This is a genomic window from Anaerolineae bacterium, from assembly GCA_013178165.1.
In the GTDB taxonomy this organism is placed as follows: domain Bacteria; phylum Chloroflexota; class Anaerolineae; order Aggregatilineales; family Ch27; genus Ch27.
This window is the reverse complement of record JABLXG010000010.1, coordinates 53,819-77,367: the sequence shown is the minus strand read 5'-3', so window position 1 is coordinate 77,367 and position 23,549 is coordinate 53,819. Positions and strand designations below refer to the sequence as shown.

General features: G+C 64.8%; 22 protein-coding genes and 1 other RNA gene. 10 read left to right on the top strand and 13 right to left on the bottom strand.

What is annotated here, in order from left to right; translation table 11 throughout:
* Entirely contained in the window at positions 1-1,524 is a 1,524-nt protein-coding gene (locus HPY64_09125) for a hypothetical protein (protein NPV67290.1), read from the top strand.
* 10 nt (positions 1,525-1,534) lie between these two features.
* Here the strand turns inward: HPY64_09125 and HPY64_09120 are convergent, their stop codons facing one another.
* Complete coding sequence (locus tag HPY64_09120) at positions 1,535-2,425, bottom strand: hypothetical protein (GenBank protein ID NPV67289.1); 891 nt, start codon at positions 2,423-2,425, stop codon at positions 1,535-1,537.
* A 168-nt stretch (positions 2,426-2,593) separates the two neighbouring features.
* Here HPY64_09120 and HPY64_09115 point away from each other — a divergent pair, with 168 nt between their 5' ends.
* Both HPY64_09115 and HPY64_09110 read left to right on the top strand, forming a co-directional pair.
* Positions 2,594-3,043 carry a hypothetical protein gene (locus HPY64_09115; protein ID NPV67288.1) on the top strand — a complete coding sequence of 150 codons (450 nt, stop codon included), beginning with the start codon at positions 2,594-2,596 and terminating at the stop codon, positions 3,041-3,043.
* A gap of 153 nt (positions 3,044-3,196) precedes the next feature.
* Complete coding sequence (locus tag HPY64_09110) at positions 3,197-3,865, top strand: polymer-forming cytoskeletal protein (GenBank protein ID NPV67287.1); 669 nt, start codon at positions 3,197-3,199, stop codon at positions 3,863-3,865.
* Between the two features lie 19 nt (positions 3,866-3,884).
* Here the strand turns inward: HPY64_09110 and HPY64_09105 are convergent, their stop codons facing one another.
* The 8 genes from HPY64_09105 to HPY64_09070 all read right to left on the bottom strand — a co-directional run bounded on the left by HPY64_09105 (position 3,885) and on the right by HPY64_09070 (position 11,398).
* Complete coding sequence (locus HPY64_09105; protein ID NPV67286.1) at positions 3,885-5,249, bottom strand: hypothetical protein; 1,365 nt, start codon at positions 5,247-5,249, stop codon at positions 3,885-3,887.
* On the bottom strand, positions 5,246-5,677 hold the full coding sequence (locus HPY64_09100) for a hypothetical protein (protein ID NPV67285.1): 432 nt from the start codon (positions 5,675-5,677) through the stop codon (positions 5,246-5,248). The genes HPY64_09105 and HPY64_09100 overlap by 4 nt, the downstream gene beginning before the upstream one ends.
* Before the next feature lie 59 nt (positions 5,678-5,736).
* Positions 5,737-6,807 (bottom strand): peptidase M19, encoded by a 1,071-nt coding sequence (locus HPY64_09095; protein NPV67284.1) that lies wholly within the window; start codon positions 6,805-6,807, stop codon positions 5,737-5,739.
* A 23-nt stretch (positions 6,808-6,830) separates the two neighbouring features.
* Positions 6,831-7,577, bottom strand: a complete 747-nt coding sequence (locus HPY64_09090) for a thioredoxin domain-containing protein (GenBank protein ID NPV67283.1) — start codon at positions 7,575-7,577, stop codon at positions 6,831-6,833.
* Positions 7,578-7,797: 220 nt separating this feature from the next.
* Entirely contained in the window at positions 7,798-8,358 is a 561-nt protein-coding gene (locus HPY64_09085; protein ID NPV67282.1) for a hypothetical protein, read from the bottom strand.
* Between the two features lie 212 nt (positions 8,359-8,570).
* Positions 8,571-9,950: a DUF348 domain-containing protein gene (locus HPY64_09080; GenBank protein NPV67281.1), complete on the bottom strand. Its 1,380-nt coding sequence runs from the start codon at positions 9,948-9,950 to the stop codon at positions 8,571-8,573.
* Between the two features lie 150 nt (positions 9,951-10,100).
* An RNA gene (gene ffs / locus HPY64_09075) (signal recognition particle sRNA small type) lies at positions 10,101-10,199 on the bottom strand.
* A gap of 104 nt (positions 10,200-10,303) precedes the next feature.
* The gene (locus HPY64_09070) at positions 10,304-11,398 is read right to left on the bottom strand and encodes a PAS domain S-box protein (protein ID NPV67280.1); all 1,095 of its coding nucleotides are present in this window, start codon (positions 11,396-11,398) and stop codon (positions 10,304-10,306) included.
* Between the two features lie 280 nt (positions 11,399-11,678).
* On the opposite strand from HPY64_09070, the gene HPY64_09065 reads away from it, so the two are divergent.
* On the top strand, positions 11,679-13,274 hold the full coding sequence (locus HPY64_09065; protein ID NPV67279.1) for a hypothetical protein: 1,596 nt from the start codon (positions 11,679-11,681) through the stop codon (positions 13,272-13,274).
* A 2-nt stretch (positions 13,275-13,276) separates the two neighbouring features.
* Positions 13,277-14,119, top strand: a complete 843-nt coding sequence (locus HPY64_09060) for a GNAT family N-acetyltransferase (GenBank protein ID NPV67278.1) — start codon at positions 13,277-13,279, stop codon at positions 14,117-14,119.
* A 4-nt stretch (positions 14,120-14,123) separates the two neighbouring features.
* Here the strand turns inward: HPY64_09060 and HPY64_09055 are convergent, their stop codons facing one another.
* Complete coding sequence (locus HPY64_09055; GenBank protein ID NPV67277.1) at positions 14,124-14,939, bottom strand: alpha/beta fold hydrolase; 816 nt, start codon at positions 14,937-14,939, stop codon at positions 14,124-14,126.
* A 171-nt stretch (positions 14,940-15,110) separates the two neighbouring features.
* Between HPY64_09055 and HPY64_09050 the strand changes: the two genes are divergently transcribed.
* The 4 genes from HPY64_09050 to HPY64_09035 all read left to right on the top strand — a co-directional run bounded on the left by HPY64_09050 (position 15,111) and on the right by HPY64_09035 (position 19,695).
* Entirely contained in the window at positions 15,111-15,329 is a 219-nt protein-coding gene (locus HPY64_09050) for a hypothetical protein (protein NPV67276.1), read from the top strand.
* A 184-nt stretch (positions 15,330-15,513) separates the two neighbouring features.
* On the top strand, positions 15,514-17,520 hold the full coding sequence (locus tag HPY64_09045) for a hypothetical protein (protein ID NPV67275.1): 2,007 nt from the start codon (positions 15,514-15,516) through the stop codon (positions 17,518-17,520).
* Positions 17,521-18,201 (top strand): response regulator transcription factor, encoded by a 681-nt coding sequence (locus HPY64_09040; protein ID NPV67274.1) that lies wholly within the window; start codon positions 17,521-17,523, stop codon positions 18,199-18,201.
* Between the two features lie 51 nt (positions 18,202-18,252).
* Positions 18,253-19,695, top strand: a complete 1,443-nt coding sequence (locus tag HPY64_09035) for an SLATT domain-containing protein (protein NPV67273.1) — start codon at positions 18,253-18,255, stop codon at positions 19,693-19,695.
* Here HPY64_09035 and HPY64_09030 read toward each other — a convergent pair.
* Entirely contained in the window at positions 19,692-19,916 is a 225-nt protein-coding gene (locus tag HPY64_09030; protein ID NPV67272.1) for a class I SAM-dependent methyltransferase, read from the bottom strand. The two genes, HPY64_09035 and HPY64_09030, sit on opposite strands and share 4 nt — an antisense overlap.
* Positions 19,917-20,300: 384 nt before the next feature.
* Between HPY64_09030 and HPY64_09025 the strand changes: the two genes are divergently transcribed.
* Positions 20,301-21,635, top strand: a complete 1,335-nt coding sequence (locus HPY64_09025) for a hypothetical protein (protein ID NPV67271.1) — start codon at positions 20,301-20,303, stop codon at positions 21,633-21,635.
* On the opposite strand, the gene HPY64_09020 is transcribed toward HPY64_09025, so the two are convergent.
* Complete coding sequence (locus HPY64_09020) at positions 21,617-22,720, bottom strand: glycosyltransferase (protein NPV67270.1); 1,104 nt, start codon at positions 22,718-22,720, stop codon at positions 21,617-21,619. The genes HPY64_09025 and HPY64_09020 overlap by 19 nt on opposite strands.
* A gap of 26 nt (positions 22,721-22,746) precedes the next feature.
* Positions 22,747-23,517 (bottom strand): 23S rRNA (guanosine(2251)-2'-O)-methyltransferase RlmB, encoded by a 771-nt coding sequence (gene rlmB / locus HPY64_09015; GenBank protein NPV67269.1) that lies wholly within the window; start codon positions 23,515-23,517, stop codon positions 22,747-22,749.
* Between the last annotated feature and the right edge of the window lie 32 nt (positions 23,518-23,549).

Sequence of the window (23,549 nt, the reverse complement as noted above, 5' to 3'; positions counted from 1 at the left end):
ATGCTGCTCCTGCGCCGTCACTGGCCGGTTGTGGTGCTGCTGCTGGCCCTGTGGGGGACGCGGATCGCCGCTTTAGATGCGCTGCCCCTGCATAACGACGAGGGCCTGCACCTGACACGGGCCGTCGCCGTGTGGGACGGCCACCCCTTCTGGGATATCTCCGATGGCAAGATCATCAACCACTGGCTGATCGCCCTGTTCTACCCGCAGTATGCGCCGGTTTTTGCTGCGCGGATCGCCACCGTCCTGGTGGCCCTGCCGGGGCTGGCCGCCGCATATGCGCTGGCCTGCCGCCTGACGGGTCGCAGCGGCGGTCTCCTGGCGGGGATCCTGTGGCTGTTGACGCCGTACCTGTTCTTTTACGAAAGGCTGGCGCAGAGTGATGTACAGGCCGGGGCGCTGGCGCTGGTCGCGCTGTGGGGCGCGTACCAGCTGAGCGTGACCGGGCGCCTCCGCGATGCCATCCTGACCGGGCTGGTGCTGGCCGCCGCCGGGCTGTTCAAGATCAGCGCCGCGCCGTTTGCCCTTTCTGTCGCGATCGTCATTCTGCTGGGGGAGCGCCTGCCCCTGCGCCAGCGAATCAGCAGCCTGCTGATCATCGCTGCCATCGGGGCGGCCTGCCTGGCCGTCCCACTGCTGTATCTGGTTTTGCGGCGCGGCGCGGTATTCGGTGTCGCACTGGGCTGGGTAGGCGGGTCCGGCGCGTTTTTCAGCGGCGCAGGCGCGAACCTGGCCGCGCTGACCGCGCTAACCGCCGGGGAGACGGCCGTGATCGCCGGGCCTGTTGTGGCCATTGGCCTGGCTGGATTGCTGACCATCCGGGCGGGGATGCGCCGCCGCGCTGCGTTGTTGCTGGCGGCGGGTCTGTTGCCGCTGGCGGCCATCCTGCTGCTGGCCCGGACGGTAGAAGCGCGTCACTTCGGCGTGGCTGTCCCGGCGGCGCTGGCGCTGGCCGGGGCGGGCTGGGGGGCGCTACTGGGTCGCCTGCCAGCGCGAGTTGCAGCCCTGCGCTGGATGGCAGGCCTGCTGCTGATCGGTCTGCTCGCTGCCGGTTTTGTCCCGTTTGCAGCGATCGCTTACCGCGATCCGGGGAGTCTGCCGCTGCCGTCAGCGGTGGCCCGCCAGTACCTGACCGATCACAGTGCTGGCTTTGGCTTGCGAGAGGCGGTGCAGGCCCTGCCGCAGACAGTCGGCGTGCCAGATGCGCCGATCATCGCCGCCATGTTCGGCGATAGCTGCCGCCGGGCCAACTTCTATGCCGCGTCGGGCTATGCCCTGCAATGCCCGGATTACCCCGGCACAGCGGCGGTACAGGCGGCGCTGGCGGCAGGTGGGCCGGTCTACGTGCTGGAAGATACCCTCCTGCCGGGCTTTAACCCGCTGGAGCTGGGCGGCGGACTGGCGGTCATAGCCCGCTACGCCCGCCCCGGCGAGCCAGCAGATGGCGGCTCGGTTGTGTTGTGGCGGCTGGACAACGAAGTGATTCCCTCACCGGTGTGCCTCCCCTGCGAGATGCCCCGCTGATAGCAGGCCGCTACACGCCCTTGGCCGCCTCAACCAGCGCGACCAGAAGCGCCTCTGCTTCTTCTGCGCTGAGCGATGGCCGCCCCAGCGCCTGATCAAGCGCCGGAATAATCAGGAGCTGGATCAGGGCATCCTCCGTCAGTACCAGGTACTGGGTAGTCATGGTGACCTCGCCGGTAGGTGTGGAGACCTCACCGGCGGCAGGCGTGACGCTCAGGTCGATGACCGGCTCAGCAATAGTAGCGCGGATGGCGCGCCGACCGATCTGCAGTGGCTCGATCGTCACCGTTGCCCGTTCGGAGATATCCCCCTGGCGCAGGTAGGCTTCCTCGGCGATGCACTCGCTGTAATAGTCCAGCAGGTCGCCAACCATGGCCGTGACCAGGATCAACGCCTCAGCATCCCCGCGCTGGTAACGCAGGCTGCCCAGCGGCAAAGCGTCAGCGGAGAATGTCCCAGCCAGCGGGTCAGTCTCATCGACCAGCCTCCAGCCACCGACCTCCCGCGCTGCCGTCCGCAGGCGGGCCAGGTAGACCTCGTGTTCCGCGCTGAGCGCGACCCTGTCCAGCGCGTTCAACCGGGCCTCCAGCGCCGCCGCACTGCAGGGGGCGGGCGTTGCCTTGCCCGCGCTGTCGGCGGGGAGTATATCCGGCGTCGGTGTAGGGGGCAGTGACTCGTCAGACTCTCCGGTTTCCTCAGCCGGGGTCGGGGTGAAGAACTGCTCTGTAATCCGGGCAGCGGGCAACGGTGAGGCGGTTGGCGGCGCTGGCGTCGCCGGGTCCACCGGGAGCGGGGTCACGGTCGGCAGTCGGGCCACCGTTGGGATGACTGGCGGCTGCTGGCCGGCGCATCCGGTCAGCAGCAAACCGCTGATGAGCAGGAGGCGGATCACGCGCCTCATAGAGATTCCCCCCTGGTAAAAGCCGTGCGGCGGGCGTCACCAGCCACGACGGACGGAAAACACCTTCATCGTACCCGCCCTGCCGCACCGCGCAACTTTCCCCGCTGTGCAGCGTAAAACATTCCAGACAGCTGGATACATCCTGACAAGAAAGCAGGTAGCAGAGATATGGAAAACAGGCGACTCACTAAAGAACGCGCCGACCAGATCGCTGGCGGCGTCTTCCTGATCGGCCTCGCCATCCTGTTCACCACCTCCATTGGCTTCTGGCCGGGCATCCTGTTTGTGATCGGGGCCAGCAGCCTGGCGCGGGGGATGGCTGAGGGCCGCGAGTGGTACAGCGTGCAGGGCGCGCTGTGGATGATCGGCCTGGGTCTGTTCTTTGCGGTGGGGTTCAGCCTGCCGTTGCTGTTGATCGTGATCGGCCTGAGTATGTTGTTTGGCTGGCGCTTCCGCCCGCCGTTCATCGAAGGGCATGATGAGGATGAAGCAGCAGCTGATCTGGGGCTAAGCGAGGAAAAGCCCAAGCGCAAGCTCAAGCGCGCCGAGGGGCTGGCTTACTACGAGGAAGGACTGCCTTCCAGCGACGCCGCTGATGAGCGCGAGGAGACGCGCTGAAGCGCCGGTCATCCTTCTGTGGTCTCCTCCAAAGGAACTGTGACCGGGCGCAGGGCTGTTTGCCTCCGCAGGCGGGATGGCGCTGTTGTTGACACGGCCCGCCAAAATGGGTATGCTGCCCGGCGATAAGGTATGTTGGCAGGAGAAGAAGCCATGTCGTTTTTTGGTGGACGCAGGCAACAGGAAGACAGCGAAAGCAAATCCGCGACGCCCAGCAAACCCGCCGCCCCGCCGCCCCGCCAGCCGATCGGCTTCGAAACCGTCCTGGGATCGGGTACCCGGATCAGCGGCGACTTTACCGGCTCTGGCAATGCCCGCTTTGACGGCGTCCTGGAAGGCTCGCTGGAGATCGATGGCAACATCCTGATCGGCGAGACAGCCAAGATCACCGCCGACATTCACGCCCGCAACATCTCTATCGCCGGGGCGGTACGCGGCAACGTGCACGGTAACAAGGTGCAGATTCTGCGTACTGGCCGGGTCTGGGGCGATATCCATGCTACCGCCATCACGACGGAAGAAGGCGCTTTCATCGATGGCAAGATCAGCATGGTCGGCCACGAAGCCACTGTGGAACGCCTGGAAGTATCGGTGACCCCACCCCTGCCGGAGCCAGCCATTACACTGGAGGAGCCGGACTTCATGGCGGCGGTCGACGCTGAGCGCGAACGTGAGGCCGCTGCTACTGGCGCGGCTGAAGAAGAGGAAACGCCCACCCTGATCCTGGGCGAGGCGGAAGCTGAAGCAGTAGAAGAACCGGCTGAAGAGCAAGAAGACCGCCGGGAAGACCTGCCCGTTGACGATGAGGGGGCCGTCGGCTGAGTCTGCTGCCTGTCCCGCGTTATCCCGGCCTCCAGCCGGGGCGGCTGGAGGCTTTTGATTCGCGCCAGGCCGTCGCCAGCCGGGTCAGGGCGTAGCCGCTGAACAGGAAGACTGCCGGGTCCGCGGGCATCCGGTAGCGGGTGGAGGGGTGGAAAATCAGGTAGGCGAGGGTGATCGCCAGCAGCACGGCAACCAGCGGCCCGATCGCTTCTCGTCCCCGCGCCGCCAGCCCCAGTCCGGCGATTCCTAGCAGGAGCAGGGGGGTGTAATAGATGGTATGCACCGTTCGCGCCAGCTGGAAGGCTGGTGTCTCGTACAGGTACACAGCCTCGTCCACAAAGGCGGCCTCGCTGGTGGCCTCCAGCGGCGGGACGCTATACGGCGTGATCTGGGGGTTCCACAATGTCAGCAGCTTCTGGCCGAAGTGTCGCGGCCAGACCGCTGGATTCTCCCGCAACCAGCGCAGGGCCTGGTCGCGGTGCCAGGCCGCCTGTTCCAGTTCATTCAGCCCTTCCGGCATCCCTTCCAGGCCCAACCACTGCACATCCCAGCCCCGGGCCAGATAGTCGGCGGCCAGCGGATTGTTGCCCTGGTGCAGGTTGCTGCCGTCGTTGGTGCTGATCAGCACCAGTTGCCCGTGCAGGCGGGTGTTGCGGATAACCCAGGGCGCGACCACGGCGGCCAGCGTCAGCGCGGCAATGCTGCCGATCAGCAGCGCCCGCCGCAACCCAACCCGCCGCCACCACCATACCCCCAGCAGCGGCAGCATCAGCACAACCAGCGTCTTGGTCAGCGCGGCCAGTCCGTAGGCGATGCCGATCCACAGCGGCCAGCGCAGCTGCGCCCATACTCCCACCGCTGCGGAGTCCTCCGCCGCCCGGTAAGCGCCGTAGACACCCGCCAGCAGTAAGAGGGTGAACAGGGCCGTGTCGTTGGTGCTCAGGTCCTGAAAGAGCATGTACGGGTAGAAGGCGGTGCAGGCCGCCCCCAGCAGCGCAGGGAACACCCCCCGCCGGGGGAAGGCCCGCCGTCCGATGGCGTAAACCAGCGCGATCGTCGCCAGATCGAGCGGAATCTGGGCCAGCGCCACGGCGACCGCGCTGCGGCCCAGCGTGCTGTAGATGGCCACCAGCGTGAACACGTACAGCGGCGGCAGATCGGAATCCGCCGGACGGTCGTCGAAGCGGGTATAGCCGTGCCCGCTGAGGACATTGACGGCGTAGGTATCGTAGCCGCTGGCCTGCAGGGATAACGTATGGCCGAAAAAGGCCACAAAGGCCAGCCGGGCCAGCAGCGCGCCGGCCAGAATGATCACCAGCCAGTGCCGGGCGGACCAACCGCCAGCGCGATCGCGCAACCAGCGGAGGGGGCCAGGGCGGTTCATCGGTCCTGCCTGTCCCCCGGCGGCGGCCCGGTCAGGGCGAAGAGCACCACCCCCAGCGAGGCGATCAGAAAGCCCCCGATCAGGCCCAGCGCCTGCCAGTAGCCCAGGAACGGGCCGTCGGTGATCTGCGGGGGATGCGACCCGAAGCCGAGCAGGTCGCCCAGCGCGGCAATGGCGGAGAACAACAGGCCGGTGGCGCTCAGACGCACCGCGATCTTCTGGGCCAGGTTATGCTTGACGCCGGGGTAAAACGCGCCCTGGACGTACAGCAGTGCGCCGACGATCAGCAGGACAAAGCCGGTCAGGATCGCCACGATCTGCAGCACGCCAATACCGGGTGTGGCGTCCAGCCCGCTCACGCCGGGGAACATGCCCATCAGCGCCAGCACCGCCCCCAGTGTGCTGATTGCGATCCCTACCTGTGCCATGCGCGCTCAGCCTTCAGCGATTCCCGCGCCCCGCGGCTTCCCCCAGCCCTGCTGCATGCTCAGGCGGGTAGCGCCCGCCGCAGCACGCGCAGGAAGTTGCCGCCCATAATCGCTTCCACGTCGGAGGGGTTGAAGCCCCGTGCTTGTAGCGCCTCGCCGATCTGCAGCAGGTCGGTGACAGTGTCGATGCCGTCAGGCATCTCGTCAGCGCCAAAGCCGCCGTCGACGTCCGTGCCGATGCCCACATGCGCTGCGCTGCCGGTCAACTGGCAGACGTAATCGATCACTTCCACCACGCGCTGGAGGGGCGTTGCGGACTTGGGGGCGCCAGGATACCAGGCCGGATTCATAAAGCGGTTGTAGAGCACCACGCCCATCACACCGTCGCGTTCGGCCAGGCGCAGGATGTGATGGTCGGCCAGGTTGCGGTGGTTATCCCAGAAGGTGGCCGGGTTGCTGTGGCTGGCGATGATCGGCCCCGGATAGCGATCGAGCGCCTCCAGCAGGCCTTCTTCGGTCATGTGGCTGATGTCCAGGATCAGGTTGAAGCCGGCCATCGTGTCCAGCAATTCGCGGCCCAGGGGCGTCAACGGGCCGGGGCGACCGGTGCCGCCCGCGTAGCGCGTCTCTGACCAGGCTGGGCCGATGATGCGCACGCCGCGCTCCACCCATTCCTCAACCTGGCGCGGCTCCAGGATCGGGTCGGCTCCTTCCATGAGCAGGGCCAGCCCTACCCTGTGATCGGCCAGCGTTGTCCCCGGCGCCCAGCTTGCCAGCACGGCGTCCAGATCGCCCTGTGTACGGATCAGGGCGATTTGCGGGTGTTCGTCAGCCAGCCGCTGATAGTAGTCCCACTGGCGCAGGGCCTGGCGGTAAGCCTGTTCCGGCGTGCTGTAGCCGAGCTTTTTGTCCGCCGTAAAGGGCGCCCAGTCTGGCTCTGCGAAGAGGGTGGCAAAAATGACTGCCAGACGCCCCAGCAGGGCATCCGGCAGCCCATTGGCCGCCAGGCCGCCGGACAAACGACCGGCGGCGGCTTCCTGTTGACGGGTCGCCCAGGCGCTGCGGGTGTAGTCCCGTCCGTATTGCAGCGCGTTATAGGCGATGTCCTGGTGCGCATCGACGACGATCATGCTGGTTCGTCCCCGGTGGGCCGTTAACCGGCAGCTTCGGCGATCTTCTGACGGATGAAGTCCATGGGCGGCGCGCCCGAACCCCACTCCGGCGGGACGCCGTTGAAGGTCAGGGTTGGCGTGCCGGTCACCTCGGGATACTCCTGGGCCAGCTGGCGGAGCAGGTCGGTGGAAGCCGACATCCAGTTTGACGCTTCGGACGACTCAAGGCAGGTGTCAAAGGCTGCCTGATCCAGGCCCAGGGCGTTAGCCGCAGCATCAAAGCGGCCCCGGGTGTAGCCGTTGATGCTGAACTCGGCGAAGTAGCCGAAGAGGATGTCGTGCATCTCCCAGAACCTGTCCTGCTGGCCCGCGCAGTAGGCGGCTACAGTAGCAGCAGCGGCGTACTGGTCAAAGGCGACCGGGACGTACACGAAGTAGACCGAACCATCTCGAATGTATTCCAGCAGTTGTGGAAACTGGTTGTCATGGAAGCCCAGGCAGTGGCCGCAACTGAACGATGAGTATTCGGCAATGGTAAGCGGGGCATCAGGATTGCCCAGCGCAAACTTGTCATCCTCGGTCACCGAACGCTCGATTCCGGCGTAGGTCTCGCTCTCCGCGATCTGGGCGGCCTGCTGCGCGCTCTGGGTGAGTTGCTGCGTTGTCAGGACGATTACTCCCAGCGCCACAACCGCCACTGCGACGATCGCAATCAGCAGGTAAAGCTGCTGCTTCCGCCGACGTTCCAGGTCGCGGGCTGCTTTGCGCTGCCGTGTCTCAGCCGTCATAATGCTCTCCTCAACAAGCCAACGTGCGACGTAATAGGCGATTCCAGGCGCGCCAGGGGGCGCGTTGCCCCATAATGCTACCCGCTGCTGGCCAAAAGGCAAGCATCCGCGGCCAGAACAGAGGCCGGGAGATCAGGAGGCAGGGCAGAGGCGAGCAAGGAGGCCAGGAGGCCTCCTGCCCACTTCTTACTGCCTGTATTCCCAATCCCCTCCGTTGCGCTCAGGAAATCTGTTCATCATCGTCGCCCGGCGCGGGCAGGCGGGGATCATGGCGCACCAGCGCCAGCTTACTCCCGGCGGAAGCTTCTGCGCTGGCCATAGCGTGCAGGATTTCGTCATGCTCGGCGGTGGAGGAGAGATCGCGGGCGCGGGCCGCCCGGCGGATCTCCTGCTGGATTTCCTCTTCGGTATACTGGCGCAGCAGTTCATTCAGGCTGGCCTGCAGGTGGGCATAATACTGCATATCGCCCAGTGCCTCCCACCACTGGGCGCTGCGTGCGGCAGGTGTCCCGTTCTGGCGGGCGCGGATCCGGTCGTGAGCGCGCATGGCGGCTCCGTAGCGCACCCGCAGGGTCAGTTGCAGGGCAGTCAGGTCGCTCGCCTCTTCGGCCAGGTCCAGCAGCAACTGGCGGCAGCGGTAGGCTGCCTGCAGCATTTGCTGTTGCCCTTCGATCTGGCTGTTCAGTTCTGGCAATTCGCCGTTGACTCCCCGCGATAGCGCCTCGATATTGCGATGCAGGCGGGTGATTTCCCGCATAAAGAACACTTTAATGATGCTCATTGTTCACGCTCCCCGGACACAGTACGAGGCCGGACGGGACAAAGTTGCCACCGACCGGCCCCCCTGGATTCCCGCGGGTCTGTGCCCAGGTTCAAGCGGGAGTCCCCTGCCGGGGACGACCTTGATGATTATGCACCTGTTGTGTGGGATGATCAGTGCCCTCTGTCACTGGGCGGATGGGGATTTTTGTCCTATCTGCGGCGCCGGTGTGGTCAGGGCAGTAAATAGAGGATCTCGTCTTCTGGCGGGATGGGGGTGAGCAGGTAGACATCGACCCAGCTATACCACAGTTCCAGGTCGTTATCACTGTATCCCAGGTCGATACGCCGCCCGTTGACCGCGCCGCCGCTATCCGCTGCCAGCCCGATGCCATAGCCGGGGACGTAGACGCGGGTGAAATAGGGGATAACGGCCGGGTCGACGGCCACGATGCCTTTCTGCACCGGGAGGCCGGTCCCGGCCAGGCCGTAACTGGGTGCATCAGGCGGCTTGCTGGAAGTCGATGGGGCGTAACTGGTAGCCAGCATCCGGATCACCCGCCAGTAGGCCAGGGGACCATCCGGCGTGTCCAGCGTGCGGACGACGATCCGCGTGCCGTAGGCGATGATCGCGTCGGTCGGCGGCAGGACCACGCGCGACGGCTCCGTGATCCGGCTGACTTCCACCCCGTCTTCGTAACGGATGCGTGTGCGGCGTTCAGCGATGCCGGGCACGCCTGCCCGGATCGGGCGGCGGGTGTCCAGTTCCAGGTTGGGATCAGGCTGGTAGATCGTCCGGTAAGGGATGGCTGTGCGCTCCGTGAGGATGTCTTCGCTGACGCGCACGAGGCGGATGTGACCATCAGGGGGCAGCGGCGCTTCCGCTGACGGGATGCTGTAATCCTCACCGATCAGGGCGAAGCCGGCTTCTACCAGCGCCCCGGCAACCGTAGTCGCCCTGGTGCGGGCGGCTACGGTCACTCCATCGACAGTGATGGTCACCGGCGTGGCGCGTTCCACGGTGATGTGCATCCCCTCGGCAGGCGGCTGGTCAATGGCCGGCGTGACAGTATCGGCTGCATACAGGCTGATGCCCATCTCGTGCAATGTCTGGCCGATGGTCGGGGCGGTGGTATAGACGCTATAGGTCTGGCCATCGGCGCTGACTGTCAGCGCAACAGCCCTGACGACCTCCACCATCGCCGGCGGGGCGGGCAGGCTGGCCGCCGGGTCAACAGGCTCGCCGTTGATCAGGATGCGATCATAGCGTCCCAGCGCCACCCCGGCCTCGGCCAGGATGTCCAGCGGTGTGCGGCTGGCGGTCAGAATTTCGATCTCCTGTCCATCAGCCAGGATCAGGGCGGGTCGGGCGCGCCGCACCCGGATAACCGAACCATCCTGCAGAGTCGCGGCAGAGGGAGGGCTGAGACCATCCTGGGCGGTCAGGGACAGCCGCAACTCCTGAAGCAGTTCGCCAACCGTCCGGCGGTGGGTATAGATGACGACCTGGCTGCCGTCGATCTCCAGTGTGACCGTCTTTTGCGTCAGCAGGAAGACACTGAGGGCGATCAGCAACATGCCCAGTACCGCCGCCAGGAGCGCAAGGCCTGCCAATGTCGGGGATACTGCACGTCTGGAAAAAGGATGATCAGAGTGCTTGGGAGGTGACTCCGATGCCACAAAGCTGCCTTTCGCGCCTGCCCTGTTACTGGCGGGCGTCCGGTCGCCGCGGTCGTTCGGATGGAGGTGTTGTGTGCAATAGGCTCAGGCCAGGCAACCCTGCGGCACCCAGGAGGGACTCCTTAGTGCTGCTACCTTCCGGTCCTGACACGGTTCGGAGGTCCTGCCGCGCAGGACCCAGCCCGAGCCTGTTGCACACAACCAGTGGCGCGGGTGTGGCAAGGCAAGAGTTTACCCGCCGCCGGTGCGATTGTCAATCGCCCTGCAATGGGCGCGCCACTGCGGTCTTATGCCGGGTCTACTGGCGCAGCTGGCAGGGTGAAGCTGAAGCGTGCCCCACCGCCCGGCGCTGGTTCCACGCCGACATCCCCGCCCAGACGGGTTACGATCCGCCGCACGATGGACAGCCCCAATCCGTAGCCCTGCGCCCGCACGCCCTGTACCCGCGTAAACGGCTTGAATAGCGCCTCCGCCTGTTCTGCGGGGATGCCCTTGCCGTTGTCTTCCACCCAGAAGCGGATATAACCATCGTGTGGCTCATCGCCGCCAAGCGTCACCACCGGCGGCTCCCCACCATACTTGATGGCATTCGTGATGTAGTTGGCCCATACCTCCTCCACCCAGGGCGCATACCCCAGCGCGACGGGCCAGCTTTCCGGCACAATCAGCCTGGCATCGGTATCGCCGATCAGGTACTGCAACCGATCCTGCACTTCGGCAATAATAGCTGCCATTTGCAGCGGCAGGATGGGCACCTGTTGATCCTGGCGTACCCCGGCCAGCAACAGCAATTCGTCGATGATATTCAGGGCCTTGTGCGTGCTGCGGATGGCTACGCTGGTGATCTGGGTGACCGTGCCGCGTGGGTAACGTAACAGATCGCCCTGCAACATCGACATCGAGTGCAGAATGTTGTTGAGGGGGTTCTGCAGGTCATGGGCGACCGTGTGGGCGAAGTCATCCAGTTCAGCGGTCAGTTGCTCATAGGACTGCAGCGCCTCAATATGGTCGCTGAAATCGCGCAGGATGAGCACCGTCTGACCGTCCAGCGGCGCGCCGAGCGGCGCGCAGGTGATCTCGACCGGGCGGGGATCGCCCGCCGCAGGATTGAGCAGAGCCTGCCAGCGGGTTACGCCGGGCGAGAGAGTCACGCCCAGCCCCGCCAGCGGCAGCCCCGCCAGCACCTCAGGCACATAGCCGCTCAGGGTAGCGGCAGGAGCATTGGCCAGCAGAATGTGCCCTTCGGAATCTACGACCAGGATGGCGTCGGCGGCCCGCTCGAAGATGGCCCGGTACAGATCGGCATTGGCGGCGGGAGGAGGCGATTCGGGCGAGGGGACCGCGCCAGGTTGGGGTTCTTCGGCGCGTTGGGTGGACATCATAGCATCCCGCTCATCAGTCCGGCTTTGGTTAACGTTGCGTATGACTATAGTTGACATCGGGCGATCCAGCAAGTGATCCGCTCAGAAGGTCTGCGAACAAGTTGTCAGTGAGTTTTGGGAGCCGGCAAAAGTGAGTCTCGTTGACTGTCCGGCAGGATAGTAATGACACCAGCATGCCGCAGCCGAATCAACTGAGCGCTGCGCTGGAGCGGTTGACCGGGATGGTGACGGATACGCCGACTGTGTTGCGTCCGTCCCCGAAGACGCCTATAACGGGCGTATGATCGACGCCCTGCCCGCTTCCCTTATCGCTGCCCGGCATCCCCCTGAATATCGCCTGCACAAGTACTGGGCACGCAAGCCGCACAACGTCGCCGCTGCCTTTTTGCGTGCGCTGGTGCCCCCTGGCGGCAGCGTGCTCGATCCGTTTTGCGGCAGCGGGGTGATCCTGGCGGAGGCGCGGGCGCTGGGCCTAGAGGCCACCGGGATTGACCTTAATCCTGTTGCCGCGCTAATCGCTGATGTTACCGCCAATCCGCCTGATCCAACCGCGTTCGGGGTGGCTCTGGAAGCCTTTATGGCCGGGGCGCGGGCGGCGCTGGCCCCGCTGTATCGCCTGCCGGATGGCGCGGAAGTTCGCTACACCGTGCACAGCAGCGTCACGATCTGCCCCGGCTGCGCGGCGTACGTCCGCGCCGGGGAAGCGCAGCGGGCCGGTCGGGGACGGCGCTGCCCGGCCTGTGGTGCGCGGCTGCGTTTTAACCTACATACGCTAAGCGGGACAAAGATCGTGGCTGTCACGCTGATGGATGGCACGCGGCGCTCCGACCCGGCGATCCTGGCCCACCAGCAGGCCGCCGCCGATCGCGAAGGTACGCTGCACTTGACGGGCGGCTTCCCGGCCAACCCGCGCATCCTGGCCTGGGAGAGCATGTCCACCGCCGATCTATTCACGCCGCGCAATGCCGGAGCTGTCGCCGCGCTGCGCGCGTTGATCGCGGCCTGCGCCGCGCCAGGTTCGCCGGAGGGGCGGGCGCTGCTGGCCCTGTTGACAGCGGCGCTGGCCGGGTGTAGCCGCCTGATCGCCTGGCGGGATGGCTTGCGCGGCGGCGGCCCGGCCTGGAGCGTACCCGGCTTCTGGGTGGCGCCGCTGCACGTGGAGCATAATCCGCTGCCACTGCTGGAATCGTGGGTGTGGCGTTACCGGCGCGGCATCGCCCGGCTATGGGAACGCACCCGCGCCGGCCCGCCCGCCGTCGTGTTGCGCGGCGCGGCACAGGATTTGCTGCCTGCGCTGGCTGCACGGGATCGCTGCTTTGACCTGATCTTCTTTGATCCGCCTTACGGCGACTCTGTGCCGTACCTGGAATTCTCCGCGTTATGGAACGCTTTCCTGGGGGAAGCGGTGGACTACGACCGCGAGATCGCCGTCTCCAACCGGGCGACGCCGCCAGCTGGCTGGGACGCCTACGCTGCCGGGCTGCGCGAAGTGGCGGCCCGGAGCGTTGACCTGCTACAGCCGGATGGCGCGATTCTGGTCACGTTCAACAATCTGGATGGGCGGGCCTGGGCGGCGTTGCTGGCGGCGCTGCATGGGGCCGGGCTGCGCTGTGAAGCAGCTCATTACGTCGCTCCGGCGGTGATCAGCGCCAAAGCGCAATTTGCCCCGGATGGCAGTTACCACGGCGACTTCTGGTGTATCTTCCGGCGCGGGCCGCTGCCGGTCGTGCCCGCTGCCCGCTGGCCAAGCCTGATTGCGGCAGCCATCCCGGCGGAGGTTGGCGATCCGCTGCGGCGGCGACGGCTGGCCCTGCGCGCCATCCTGGTGCACAATCTGCCTGCGGAAGCGGTACTGGTCCTGGGACAGGAAATATGAAGATGGGGCGTATGGAAGTGGTCGTCTATCCTGACGCAGAGTCATTCCTGGCGGTGGCCCAGGACTGGCTGGAAGCACACGAGGTCGAACACTGTCTGTTGCTGGGGGTCGCCCGGCGGATGCGCGGTGCGCCGCCGGAGAGCGATCTCCTCTTCGCCACGGTAACGGATGCCGGGCGGCTGGCTGTCGCTGCGGTGATGACGCCACCATACCCGCTACTGCTGGTGGCCACTGATCACGCTGCGCTGCCGCCCCTGGTGGATGGCTTACTGGCCGCCGGCTGGTCCATACCGGGTGTGACCGGGCCGGAAGCGGCCGCCGAAGCGTTCGGTGCTGCCTGGGCGAAGGCCACCGGCCAGACCGCCCGGCTGGTCAGAGATATGCGGCTGTACTGCCTGGAGGACGTGATCCCGCCGCCAGCGCCGCCCGGACGCTTCCGCCAGGCGGTGGAGGCGGATGCGCCGCTGCTGGCCGATTGGATGGCGGCCTTCGAGGCGGAAGCCACCCCTGATAACCCGCCATCAGACACAGCCACACGCATCCGGGTGCGGATTGCCGCCGGCGAATTGTTTGTGTGGGAAGATGGCGGGCAACCGGTGACGTTCGCCGGGACCACCCGCCCACTCCGGACGTGCATCAGCATCGGACCGGTATACACGCCACCGGAGCAGCGGCGCCGGGGTTACGCCACAGCCTGCGTGGCAACGCTCAGCCAGTGGCTGCTGGACCAGGGCTGGCAGCATTGCGCGCTGTTCACCGACCTGGCCAATCCCACCTCTAACAGTATCTACCAGAAGATCGGCTATCACCCGGTCTGTGACTACCGTACCTATCGCTTCAGCTGAGCGGCTAGCCCGCGTAGTTGTCCACGAAGCTGGCTACCGTCTCGAAGACCGTCTCCATCTCTTCGTCCAGGGTGAGCAGGTGATCGCTACGGGTCAGGCGCAGGCGGTGCAGGTGGGTAGGGGGTGTCCCGGCCCGCAGGGCGACCATCTCCAGGTTGCGGATCGGGACGGTGCGGTCTGCCTCTGAGTAGATCAACAGTAGCGGCGCGGTCAGGCGCGGCAGTCGCTCCAGTGTCACCTGGCCCAGGTCATATAGCTCGGCCAGGCTGGCCACCGGAAAATGGCCATAGGCTGCCCGGCCAATGACCGGCTCATCCTGGCGGGCCTGGATCTCCCGCATTCGCTGGTCGATGCGCCGGTGGTTGTCGTCCAGATTGCGACGGGTATAACGCCAAGCGATTTTGAGGTAGCGGGCGTAAGGCAGTAGTGGATTATCCAGCACCAGCGGCCCGGCCAGGTCGACCACGCCATCCGGCGTTTCCCGCGTGCCCAGGTGCAGGCTCAACACACCGCCCAGACTGAGGCCGATCACGAAGACCCGGTCGCACTGCTGGCGCAGCAGATGGTAGCCATCCAGCACGACCCCGTACCAGTCGTGCCAGGTGGTGTGGCGCATGTCCTGGATGGTCGTGCCATGCCCGGTCAGGCGTGGGCCGTAGACGGTGTAGCCTCTGGCCGCCAGAGACTTGCCCAGCCACAACATCTCCTGTGGCGTGGCGTTGAGGCCATGCACGCACAGACAGCCAACCCGGCCGCCCCGGAAGAAGAATGGCTCGCCGCCAGGCATATAGTAGGCTCCGTCACGGTTGCCGAACGCCATGATCTCGCCTTCCTGCGTGTTTGGATGATCTTACAGCCAGGCTCGCCGTTCAACAGCCCGATATCACTGGCTATTGGGCTGCCTGTCATAGTACTACAAGGATGCTGGCACGGAAAATAAAATCATGCTATTCTGCTAGTATCCGCTTTTATCAGCAGGAGAACTTGTCCTATGTCCAGATGGCTACACAATCTTCTCACCAGATTTCGGGAGGAGGGCCAGGGTCTTGTTGAGTACGCGCTGATTCTGGTCCTGGTCGCTATTGTTGTCATCGTCATTCTGGCCCTGCTTGGGCCGGCGATTGGCAACATCTTCAGCAACATCATCGCTGGTATGGGCTATGTCCCACAAACGGGCGGTGCAGGCGGTGGTCTGATTTTGCTCTTCTAGTTGTACGCTGTTTTCCATCCCACTGGCCCTGTTTCCCCTTGGAGCAGGGCCTTTATTTTTTGCCCGCCAGGGAGGGGAATGGGCGTGAATGAATTGGCGACATCTGTTCAGGCAGCGGGCTGAATCTGCGCTATACTGAAGCAAACCGGAATCCTGTCACAGGGCTAAAGAGAGTAGAGTTGTGATGCTGCGTCACGTGAACCGGGGGATTGTGCTGCTGGTAGGGGCGCTGCTGGCGCTCATGCCGGTCCAGCTGGTGGCTGCTCAGGGACCATCCCTGGGCGCCGATCTGTTTGTTCTGCTTGAGGGCGGGCAGGTGATGCGGCTGGAAGCTGGCGCTCGCTTTGCCACTGCCGTCACCTCGCCCGACCAGAAGGTGATCGATTTTGGCGTTGCGCCGGATGGGGCGTGGGTGGCTTACCGCACTGCTGCGCCGGACACGGGGGGGACAGGCCCCTTCCTGGCTATCACCTCTATTGATGGTCTGAGCGGGCAGGTGCTGGAATTTGAGGAGGCCGGACAGCCGCCAATTGTTGGGCGCGGCCAGACCTTGGCCTGGTCGCCTGATGGCACGGCTATCGCCTACACCACCGCCGCCGGATTGCGCGTCTATCTGGCCGGGCTGGGGGAAAACGGCGGGCCGGCCTTTGTCGATCTTTCCGGTGGCCCCTTCTTGAACCTGATCTGGTCGCCGGGCGGCGGTTACCTGGCGGCGGAAGCTGAGGCCGATTCCTGGTGGGTATACCGACGTCAGGTAGATGGCATGGCCTACATCGGGCAAATCCCGGCCTCAGCCGGGCTGGCCTGGGTACGTGAGGGCGTGCTGGCCCTGGCCCCGCCCACCGGTGGCCTGATCACCCTGGACGTGACCAGTGGAGCACAGACCACGCTGGTCGGAGCAGAGACCATTGTCAGTCGTCCGATGGTGGTCGAGGGGGCGCGGCTGGTCTTTCTGGTGCATGAAGCCAGCGGCCAGCGTTTTGCTGCCCGGCGCTTTGGGACGGTCAGCCTGACAGGCGGTGATTTTACGCCGGTGGAAAGCAGCCGCGAACTGACGGCGGCCATGCGCTGGCTGCCCGATGGCACTGCCCTGATCGAGACGGTCGACGGCGCGTTGACGATTGTGGAGCCGCGCACCAACACTCGCCAGCCGATCATGGAGGGCGTCAAAGCCTATGCCTGGGGGCCGCCCGCTCCGGCAGAGGTCGCCGGCCTGACCCTGCCCGCTGACCTCTACTTCCTCAGCCGGGATGAGGCCGGGGTGGCCCAGGTGTGGCGACTGCCGGCGGATGGCAGCCCGGCGATGGCGATCACCGGCGAGCCGCGCAGCGTGATTGACTTCGCCGTCGCGCCAGACGGCAGCCAGATCGCCTACTCCTCTGGCGGACGCCTGCTGGCCGCTGCCGTTGACGGTTCTGCATCCCGCGAACTTTCCCCGATCGGCGAGCGGGTAGGGGCAGGGGGCCAGCCAGCCTGGAGTCCGGATGGCCGCTTGATCGCTTTTGTGCGGGATGGCATCTGGCTGATCCCAGCGACGGGCGGCGCGCGCACCGAACTGATCACCGATGTCTTCTCTGAAGATACACCGCCTCCTGATATTCGTGTCTATATGAACCCGCGCTGGAGTCCAGACGGCACGATGCTGCTGATCGATGTCGGGTACTACGAAGGGCGCAGCCTGGCCCTGCTGCCGATCACCGGCGGCGAGGCGCGCCCGCTGCCGACGGCTGCCGGGCGTGGGGCCTGGTTGCCGGACGGGCGTGTGCTGGCCTGGGACTACGGATACGCCTATACGGAGCCGGGCCTGTATGTGGTCAACCCGGCAGATCTGAGCGCCTATACCACCATTCTAGACAACAGCTGGCACATCTTTGATGCCCGTCCGCTGGCCAGCGCGGCAGCCGTAATCCTGCGTGCTCCCGGCGGGGATATCATGGGGCCGGGCGTGGCCCAACCATTCCTGGTGCCGATTCTGCCTGACGCGCTGCCTATCCCCCAGGGCCAGGGTGGCCTGATCGAAGCACCCCTCCTGGCGCCGGGAGGCAGCTTTGCCGCTGGCCTGCGTAACGCCAGCTACGATGAATTCGGGCTGTCCGGGCGGCTGGTGATCCTCAACCTGGAAACGGGTGAACGAGTCGCCATCAGCACGCCGGGCAACATCTGGAACCTGCAGTGGGGAGGAGTCCGCTAAATGGCCGGAGAACGTATCCTGATTGTGGAAGACGACGAGCAGATCGTTCAGACGGTGCGGCGCGGCCTGATCTACGAGGGCTATACCGTTGACGTGGCGATGGATGGTCCCGGTGGGCTGCAGAAAGCCCGTGATGTCGCGCCGGATCTGGTTATCCTCGACCTGATGCTGCCCGGTCTGGACGGCATCGAGGTTTGCCGTCGCCTGCGCGCCGCCAGCGATGTGCCCGTCCTGATGCTCACCGCCCGCGACGGCGTCTCCGACCGCGTAGCGGGGCTGGACGCCGGGGCGGATGATTACCTGGTCAAACCATTTGCCTTCGACGAGCTACTGGCCCGCATCCGGGCGCTCTTCCGCCGTTCACAGCCCAGCTCAACGCCGGAAGTGTTACGCTTCGCCGATCTGACACTGGATACTGGCACGCGGCGGGCGCAGCGTGGCGAGCGCGTGATCGACCTGACAGCCAAGGAATACGAGTTGCTGGAACTGTTCATGCGTCACCCGCGTCAGGTGCTGACCCGTGATCTGATCTTCGACCGGGTCTGGCGCTACGACTTCGGCGGGGAGAGCAATATCATCGAGGTGTACGTGCGCTATCTGCGGCAGAAGACCGAAGGTCCCGGTGAGCCACGTCTGATTCACACCGTGCGCGGGGTCGGCTACGTACTCCGGGAAGAATAGCCATAATCAGGCAATGGCCGCGACTCGTCTCCGGCCAGAAAGAGGGGGACCATGTCTGATTCGACCGCGCTGGGCGGAGCAGGGACATCCTCGACCGAATACGTCAAGGGCTACGAGACTGCCCTGGCCTATGCCTGGCACCGCTTCAACAGCTACGACCGGCAATCCAGCATGCTCAAGATGCGCTACCAGCGCATCCGCTTCTACATCATTGTCGCCTCTTTGCTGACCACCATTCTGTCGGTGATGAGCGTGGTGGAAGACAGTTCGCGCTACTGGCGGCTGCTCTTTCTGGTGGCCGGTCTGGCACTGTTCATCGTTGGCCTGCGCCTGATCCTGGGGGCGCGCAACATCGAGCCGGTAGCCGATGGAACCCGTCGCCGTTTGGACGATATGATGCGCCTGCTGACCGGCCGCCAGCAGGCAGCATCGCTGGCGCGGAGCCAGACGCCTCCTGGCCAGCGCGCCCGGCGGATCAGGAGCGTCATCGCGGTGATCTTCGGGCTGATACTGTTTGCGGCGGGCGGGTTCTTCTGGATTGTCAGCAATGGATCGGCGGAGATCGCCGCTGTGGTGGGCGGCTGGACAATCCTGCCCTGGATGCGCACGTTGCTGATCATGGTGCTGATCGCCCTGCCGCTGGTCAGCGCCGGCCTGCTGGATTTCGCCTCGCGCTTTGAATCGCGGCGCAACTGGATCGGCTTCCGCCTGGCGGCGGAGCAAATCCGCCGTGCGATCTACACCCTGCGTGTGCGCAACTACTACGAAGACCTGACGACCGCCGACCTGGAAGGGCTTAACGCGGTGGTCAAAAAGGCCCGCGAGACGCTCTCCGAGGTGGGGGTCACCGCCCCGATGCTCAGTGAGGACTTCAACCCGGAGAGCGGGCCGGTCAAGCCTAACCACGTGTACCTGCCCGACCAGGACGATGGTTACGCCCCCCTGGATGTGGAGCAGTACTTCCGTCTGCGGCTGATCCCCCAACTTAACTGGTACCGCGACCGTATCAAGCGCGACTACGGACGTTCGCGTTACTATCGCATATGGATCCTGCTGTTTGGCGGATTGGGCGCGCTGCTAACTGCCTTTAACCTGAGCGAGTTTGCGGCGGTCACTGCCGCCCTGGTGACGGCCATCGTCACCTGGCTGGCCTTGATGGCCCACGAGCAGAACTTCCGGGTTTATGCCGCCACCCTGGCCAAGATCGAGGAACTGGCCGCCGACTACCGGATCAAAGAGAACACCGCTATGCCCGCTGACATCGAGAAGTTTGTGGACGATGTGGAGCAGGTTCTGGCTGACGAGCGCGACAACTGGAGCCAGGGCGTGCTGCAGGCCCAGGATGTGATCGAGGACAACCTGAGCCGGATGGCTCGCGGCGAGACATGGGAAGATCTCTTCAAGCCGGAGACGGCCACGGCCGCCGGCGCGAGGGAAGGCGTGGAGGAAAAGCCGCCCGCGCCGGTCACTACCCGCCGCAGCAGGCAACGCTAAGCCTGGAAACGATCCTCGCCGGGCGTGGGGGAGTTCCCTCGCGCCCGGCGGTCCTTTGTTATCAGGAAGAAGATGAGCAAAGCCACTGCATCCGGCTTGAGCGCCCGTGCCAGCTCCCTGAAATAGCAGGCCGAATCGGGCTGGTTGAGGTGGGTGAAGAGCGAGAAGACCAGCGCCAGATCGATAGACGCGTTTTCCAGTGACAGCTGGTATTCCTGCATCGGGATACCCCAGGGGTGATAGTGCTGGTTGTAGATGTCAGCGTGGATGAACGTGCAGCGGTCGGGGGGATACCGCGGCGGTCAAAGGCGATATCCTGCTCGCGAATACAGAAAGCGAAGCAGTCGCTTGAAGAGGAATTGCATGGGAGTGCCCCTTTAAGATATGCTTTTGAGCGGCGAAGAGCAGCGTATATACCAATGCGTCTCAAACAGGCAACGGCAGGGTCTTCTCCGATGAAATACACCGCGAACTGGAATAAGGCAGATCCCCTGACGTATTTCCAGCGCATCACGCACAGCCGCACTTTGGCCCCAGGAATACTGATCGCATTATCTGTCTATCAGGCGATCATGTACAGCTTTATCCTGCGCATGAAGATGCACATGTCCGTTGTCGCGCTCCCCTGGGTGATGAACCATCCCGCCTACCGGCTATATGACAATATCCGCATCGGGTATACCCCGGGGCACCTCTGGCTTGGAGCATGGCTTACCACTCTGATTCCTGATCCGATCCTGCGCCTGCGATTGAGCATGGCGGTTGTAGTTACGCTCACCCTGCTGGCGCTGGCCTGGCTGGCACGCAAATGGTGGTCTCCGGGCATCGCTGTGGTCACGGCGGCAGCCTATGTGGCCTGGGGCCCCGTTCTGATGGATCACGCACTGTACTTCGAAGTCATGATGGGGTTCTACACGTTGTTGGCGCTGATGTGCTGGCATGAGGTTGAGACGCATAGATGGCGCATCTTCCTGGCTGGCCTGTTGATCGGGCTGGTCCTCATCACCAAGAATCAGGGCGTGCTGGTGCCAGGAGCGTTTATCCTCTGGCGCGTTGCCGCCGCGCCTGCCCGCAACTGGCGTGCGACCGGGCGTGATCTCCTGCTGTTCAGCCTGGGGGTAACCATCCTCCCGGCCACGGCGGCAACAATACTCCTGGCACAGGGGCTTCTGGAGCGCGCCCTGGTGCAATTTGGCGCGACGCTGGATACCTACATCGGGCAATACAGCCGCTGGCCTTCTCTATCGGACGGGCTGCTCCTGGCAGTATGGCTGGCCCTTGTCCCGGTCTACCTGATCGATGCGCTACGCCGCCGAGCCTTCTGGGGGCAACGCGCCATGCTGCTGGCGCTCCTCCTGCTTGTTATGCTGACTCCGGTCTACCCACGTTATGGGCGCTTCCACCTTTCAGGAGCGGTACCATTTGTCGCGCTCATGACTGCGGGCGGGCTTGACACGCTCTGGCAGGGCCGACAGCGGTTTGCGCGTGGCGCCGCTGTTGTTCTGTTGCTGCTGGTGTTCCTGCCAGGTTTCGTTCTGCCCGTGTATTACCGGATCAAGCTAGGGCCGTTGAATGCCGAGCTGGACACACATTACCCGCTTGCCGCCTGGGTCAGGCAGGAAACCGGCGCCCCGCCCGGCACACAGGTCTGGATCCTGCCGGACATCGATCCTACTGACAACTTCTATCCGGTCAGCGGTTATCTTCCCCCCCGTTTCTGGATGCAGGCTTACTTTTTTGAAAGCACTCCCGGCGTCGCAGACGCGCTCCGGGCAGCGCTAGAAGCCGATCCACCGCCCTATGTGCTGGTCATTGAGCGCTGGCGGAATCAGATTCCGGGTATGCAACTCGCCTATCTCAACGAACGATATGTGGTGCTGGACACAGCAGAAATGCCGAACGATCTGGAGTCCGTCACCCTCTATCGCCGCCGCTCCTGAGGCCGATCTACGAGTGCGCCCAGCTCTGGCAACAGCGATCGGACGATACTCGCCGGAGTGAAGGCATCCCCGATGGCCGTTGCGGCCCCCGCGCCCAGCCGCGCGCGCTCGTCCGGTGCTTCTACCAAGGCGCGGATCGCTGCCGCCAGCGCCCTGGCGTCCCCCGGCGGCACCGTCAGCAGGTGCTCGCCCGGCGTGAAGAATTCCCGGACCGCCGCCGACTCCGCCGTGATGACTGGTTTGCCCAGCGCCAGGCACTGGAAAAGCTTGTTGGGCACCACGTAATCAGTTTTGGCGCGCGCGCCGAACACCCCCAGGCAGATATCTGCTGCCGCGACACGGGCCGGCAACTCCGGCGGTGGCACCGGATCGACGAAGGTCACGTTGGCCACCCCCAGCGCTTCCGCCCGGCGGCGCATAGCTGCATAGGTTTGCCCACGTCCAATCAATTCAAAGCGCAGGCGGGGATCATGGCGCAGCAAATGCGCTGCCTCCAGGATTACCTCCACCCCGTGGAAGGGGATATACGTACCGAAGAACTGGATCAGCAGGTCGCGGCGAGCTGGATCAGTATCGGGGACTAGACCGGGATGCCACCATTCGGGATAGACGCCAACCGGGACTACGCCCAGCCGATCGGCTGCCGCCCCGACGATCGTCCTGAATGCCGTTCGGTGAGCGGCTGTGTCTGTGAAGATCAGCGGAGCCAGGGCGCAATTGATGCGATCCACCGTGCGCCAGATCGCTGCCTTGAGCGAGCGCGGGGAGAGGGTTTCGCGATCCTGCACAGCGCTGTCGTACAGGCCGACCAGGTAATCGACCGCCACCGGTCGCCCTAACCAGCGCCCGAACAACAGGGCAAACGGGGCAATAAGCTGGTTAAACGCCGCCAACAGGAACACGTCCGTCGTGGGCGCTTCCTGGTGCATCGTCCGCCATAACAACCCCAGGCGACCAAAGGTGCGCCGATCGCTGGGAATCGGCGCAGCCCGTACCTCCCAGCCACAGGCTTCCAGCCCGGCACGGAGGATCTGGTTGCGCGGGTAATGCGCCTTAAAGGCGCCGATCACACTGATGGTTGGCATCCCAGCTCCCGGCATCCTTCCGCTGCCTACTTCTGCTCCGCCAGCGCCCAGCCCTGCCAGCCACGTGCCTGCCAGGCAGCGTATAACGCGATCGATCCCGCCGTCGCCACGTTCAGGCTTTCCACATGGCCGCGCATGGGCAGCGTGACCAGCAGATCGCAGGTGTCGCGCACAAGCCGGCGCATGCCGTCGCCTTCCCCGCCCAGCACGAAGCACAGGTTGATGTTCAGGTCAACCCGATCCAGGGGCTGGATATTCGGCCCGATATCCAGGCCGACAATCCATACATCATTATCTTTGAGTTCCTTGAGGGCAGAAACCAGATTGCCCACCTGGGCGACCAGCAGATGCTCCACCGCGCCGGAAGAAGCCGAGACCACCGCCTCGGTGACACCGACGCCGCGCCGTTCCTGCAGGATGACGCCGTGCAAACCGACCGCGTCAGCGATACGCAGCAGACTGCCCACATTCTGCGGGTCCTGTAGCAGGTCCAGCGCCAGGAAAAAGTTGCGCTCGTGGCGCAGCACCGAGGTATCCAGCAGGTCGCGCAGCGTGGCATAGGGATACGGGCCGCAGCGCAGCACCACACCCTGATGGTTGGCCCCTTTGGCCAGGTCGTCAATGACACGGCGCGGCACACGGCGGATGCCTACCCCACGCGCCTCCGCCGTGCTGATGATCTCCAGGATCGGCCCCTTTTCCTCCACTGTCTCCAGCAGCAGGAGCTGCTCAAAGTGGCGGCGGTTGGCCCGCAACGATTCCAGCACCGGCCAGCGACCGTACAGAAATTCCGACATACCCGTTTCACCTCCTGCCCTGCAACTGCCAT

Excerpts from the sequence above, each read along its gene's own strand:
- HPY64_09100 (NPV67285.1), bottom strand. The coding sequence starts at position 5,677 with ATGGCACAGGTAGGGATCGCAATCAGCACACTGGGGGCGGTGCTGGCG.
- HPY64_09020 (NPV67270.1), bottom strand. The coding sequence starts at position 22,720 with ATGCCAACCATCAGTGTGATCGGCGCCTTTAAGGCGCATTACCCGCGC.
- HPY64_09115 (NPV67288.1), top strand. The coding sequence starts at position 2,594 with ATGGAAAACAGGCGACTCACTAAAGAACGCGCCGACCAGATCGCTGGC.
- HPY64_09105 (NPV67286.1), bottom strand. The coding sequence starts at position 5,249 with ATGAACCGCCCTGGCCCCCTCCGCTGGTTGCGCGATCGCGCTGGCGGT.
- HPY64_09050 (NPV67276.1), top strand. The coding sequence starts at position 15,111 with ATGTCCAGATGGCTACACAATCTTCTCACCAGATTTCGGGAGGAGGGC.
- HPY64_09085 (NPV67282.1), bottom strand. The coding sequence starts at position 8,358 with ATGAGCATCATTAAAGTGTTCTTTATGCGGGAAATCACCCGCCTGCAT.
- HPY64_09030 (NPV67272.1), bottom strand. The coding sequence starts at position 19,916 with ATGCAGGAATACCAGCTGTCACTGGAAAACGCGTCTATCGATCTGGCG.
- rlmB (NPV67269.1), bottom strand. The coding sequence starts at position 23,517 with ATGTCGGAATTTCTGTACGGTCGCTGGCCGGTGCTGGAATCGTTGCGG.
- HPY64_09095 (NPV67284.1), bottom strand. The coding sequence starts at position 6,807 with ATGATCGTCGTCGATGCGCACCAGGACATCGCCTATAACGCGCTGCAA.
- HPY64_09090 (NPV67283.1), bottom strand. The coding sequence starts at position 7,577 with ATGACGGCTGAGACACGGCAGCGCAAAGCAGCCCGCGACCTGGAACGT.
- HPY64_09045 (NPV67275.1), top strand. The coding sequence starts at position 15,514 with ATGCTGCGTCACGTGAACCGGGGGATTGTGCTGCTGGTAGGGGCGCTG.
- HPY64_09125 (NPV67290.1), top strand. The coding sequence starts at position 1 with ATGCTGCTCCTGCGCCGTCACTGGCCGGTTGTGGTGCTGCTGCTGGCC.
- HPY64_09055 (NPV67277.1), bottom strand. The coding sequence starts at position 14,939 with ATGGCGTTCGGCAACCGTGACGGAGCCTACTATATGCCTGGCGGCGAG.
- HPY64_09035 (NPV67273.1), top strand. The coding sequence starts at position 18,253 with ATGTCTGATTCGACCGCGCTGGGCGGAGCAGGGACATCCTCGACCGAA.
- HPY64_09110 (NPV67287.1), top strand. The coding sequence starts at position 3,197 with ATGTCGTTTTTTGGTGGACGCAGGCAACAGGAAGACAGCGAAAGCAAA.
- HPY64_09120 (NPV67289.1), bottom strand. The coding sequence starts at position 2,425 with ATGAGGCGCGTGATCCGCCTCCTGCTCATCAGCGGTTTGCTGCTGACC.
- HPY64_09060 (NPV67278.1), top strand. The coding sequence starts at position 13,277 with ATGGGGCGTATGGAAGTGGTCGTCTATCCTGACGCAGAGTCATTCCTG.
- HPY64_09070 (NPV67280.1), bottom strand. The coding sequence starts at position 11,398 with ATGATGTCCACCCAACGCGCCGAAGAACCCCAACCTGGCGCGGTCCCC.
- HPY64_09065 (NPV67279.1), top strand. The coding sequence starts at position 11,679 with ATGATCGACGCCCTGCCCGCTTCCCTTATCGCTGCCCGGCATCCCCCT.
- HPY64_09040 (NPV67274.1), top strand. The coding sequence starts at position 17,521 with ATGGCCGGAGAACGTATCCTGATTGTGGAAGACGACGAGCAGATCGTT.
- HPY64_09025 (NPV67271.1), top strand. The coding sequence starts at position 20,301 with ATGTCCGTTGTCGCGCTCCCCTGGGTGATGAACCATCCCGCCTACCGG.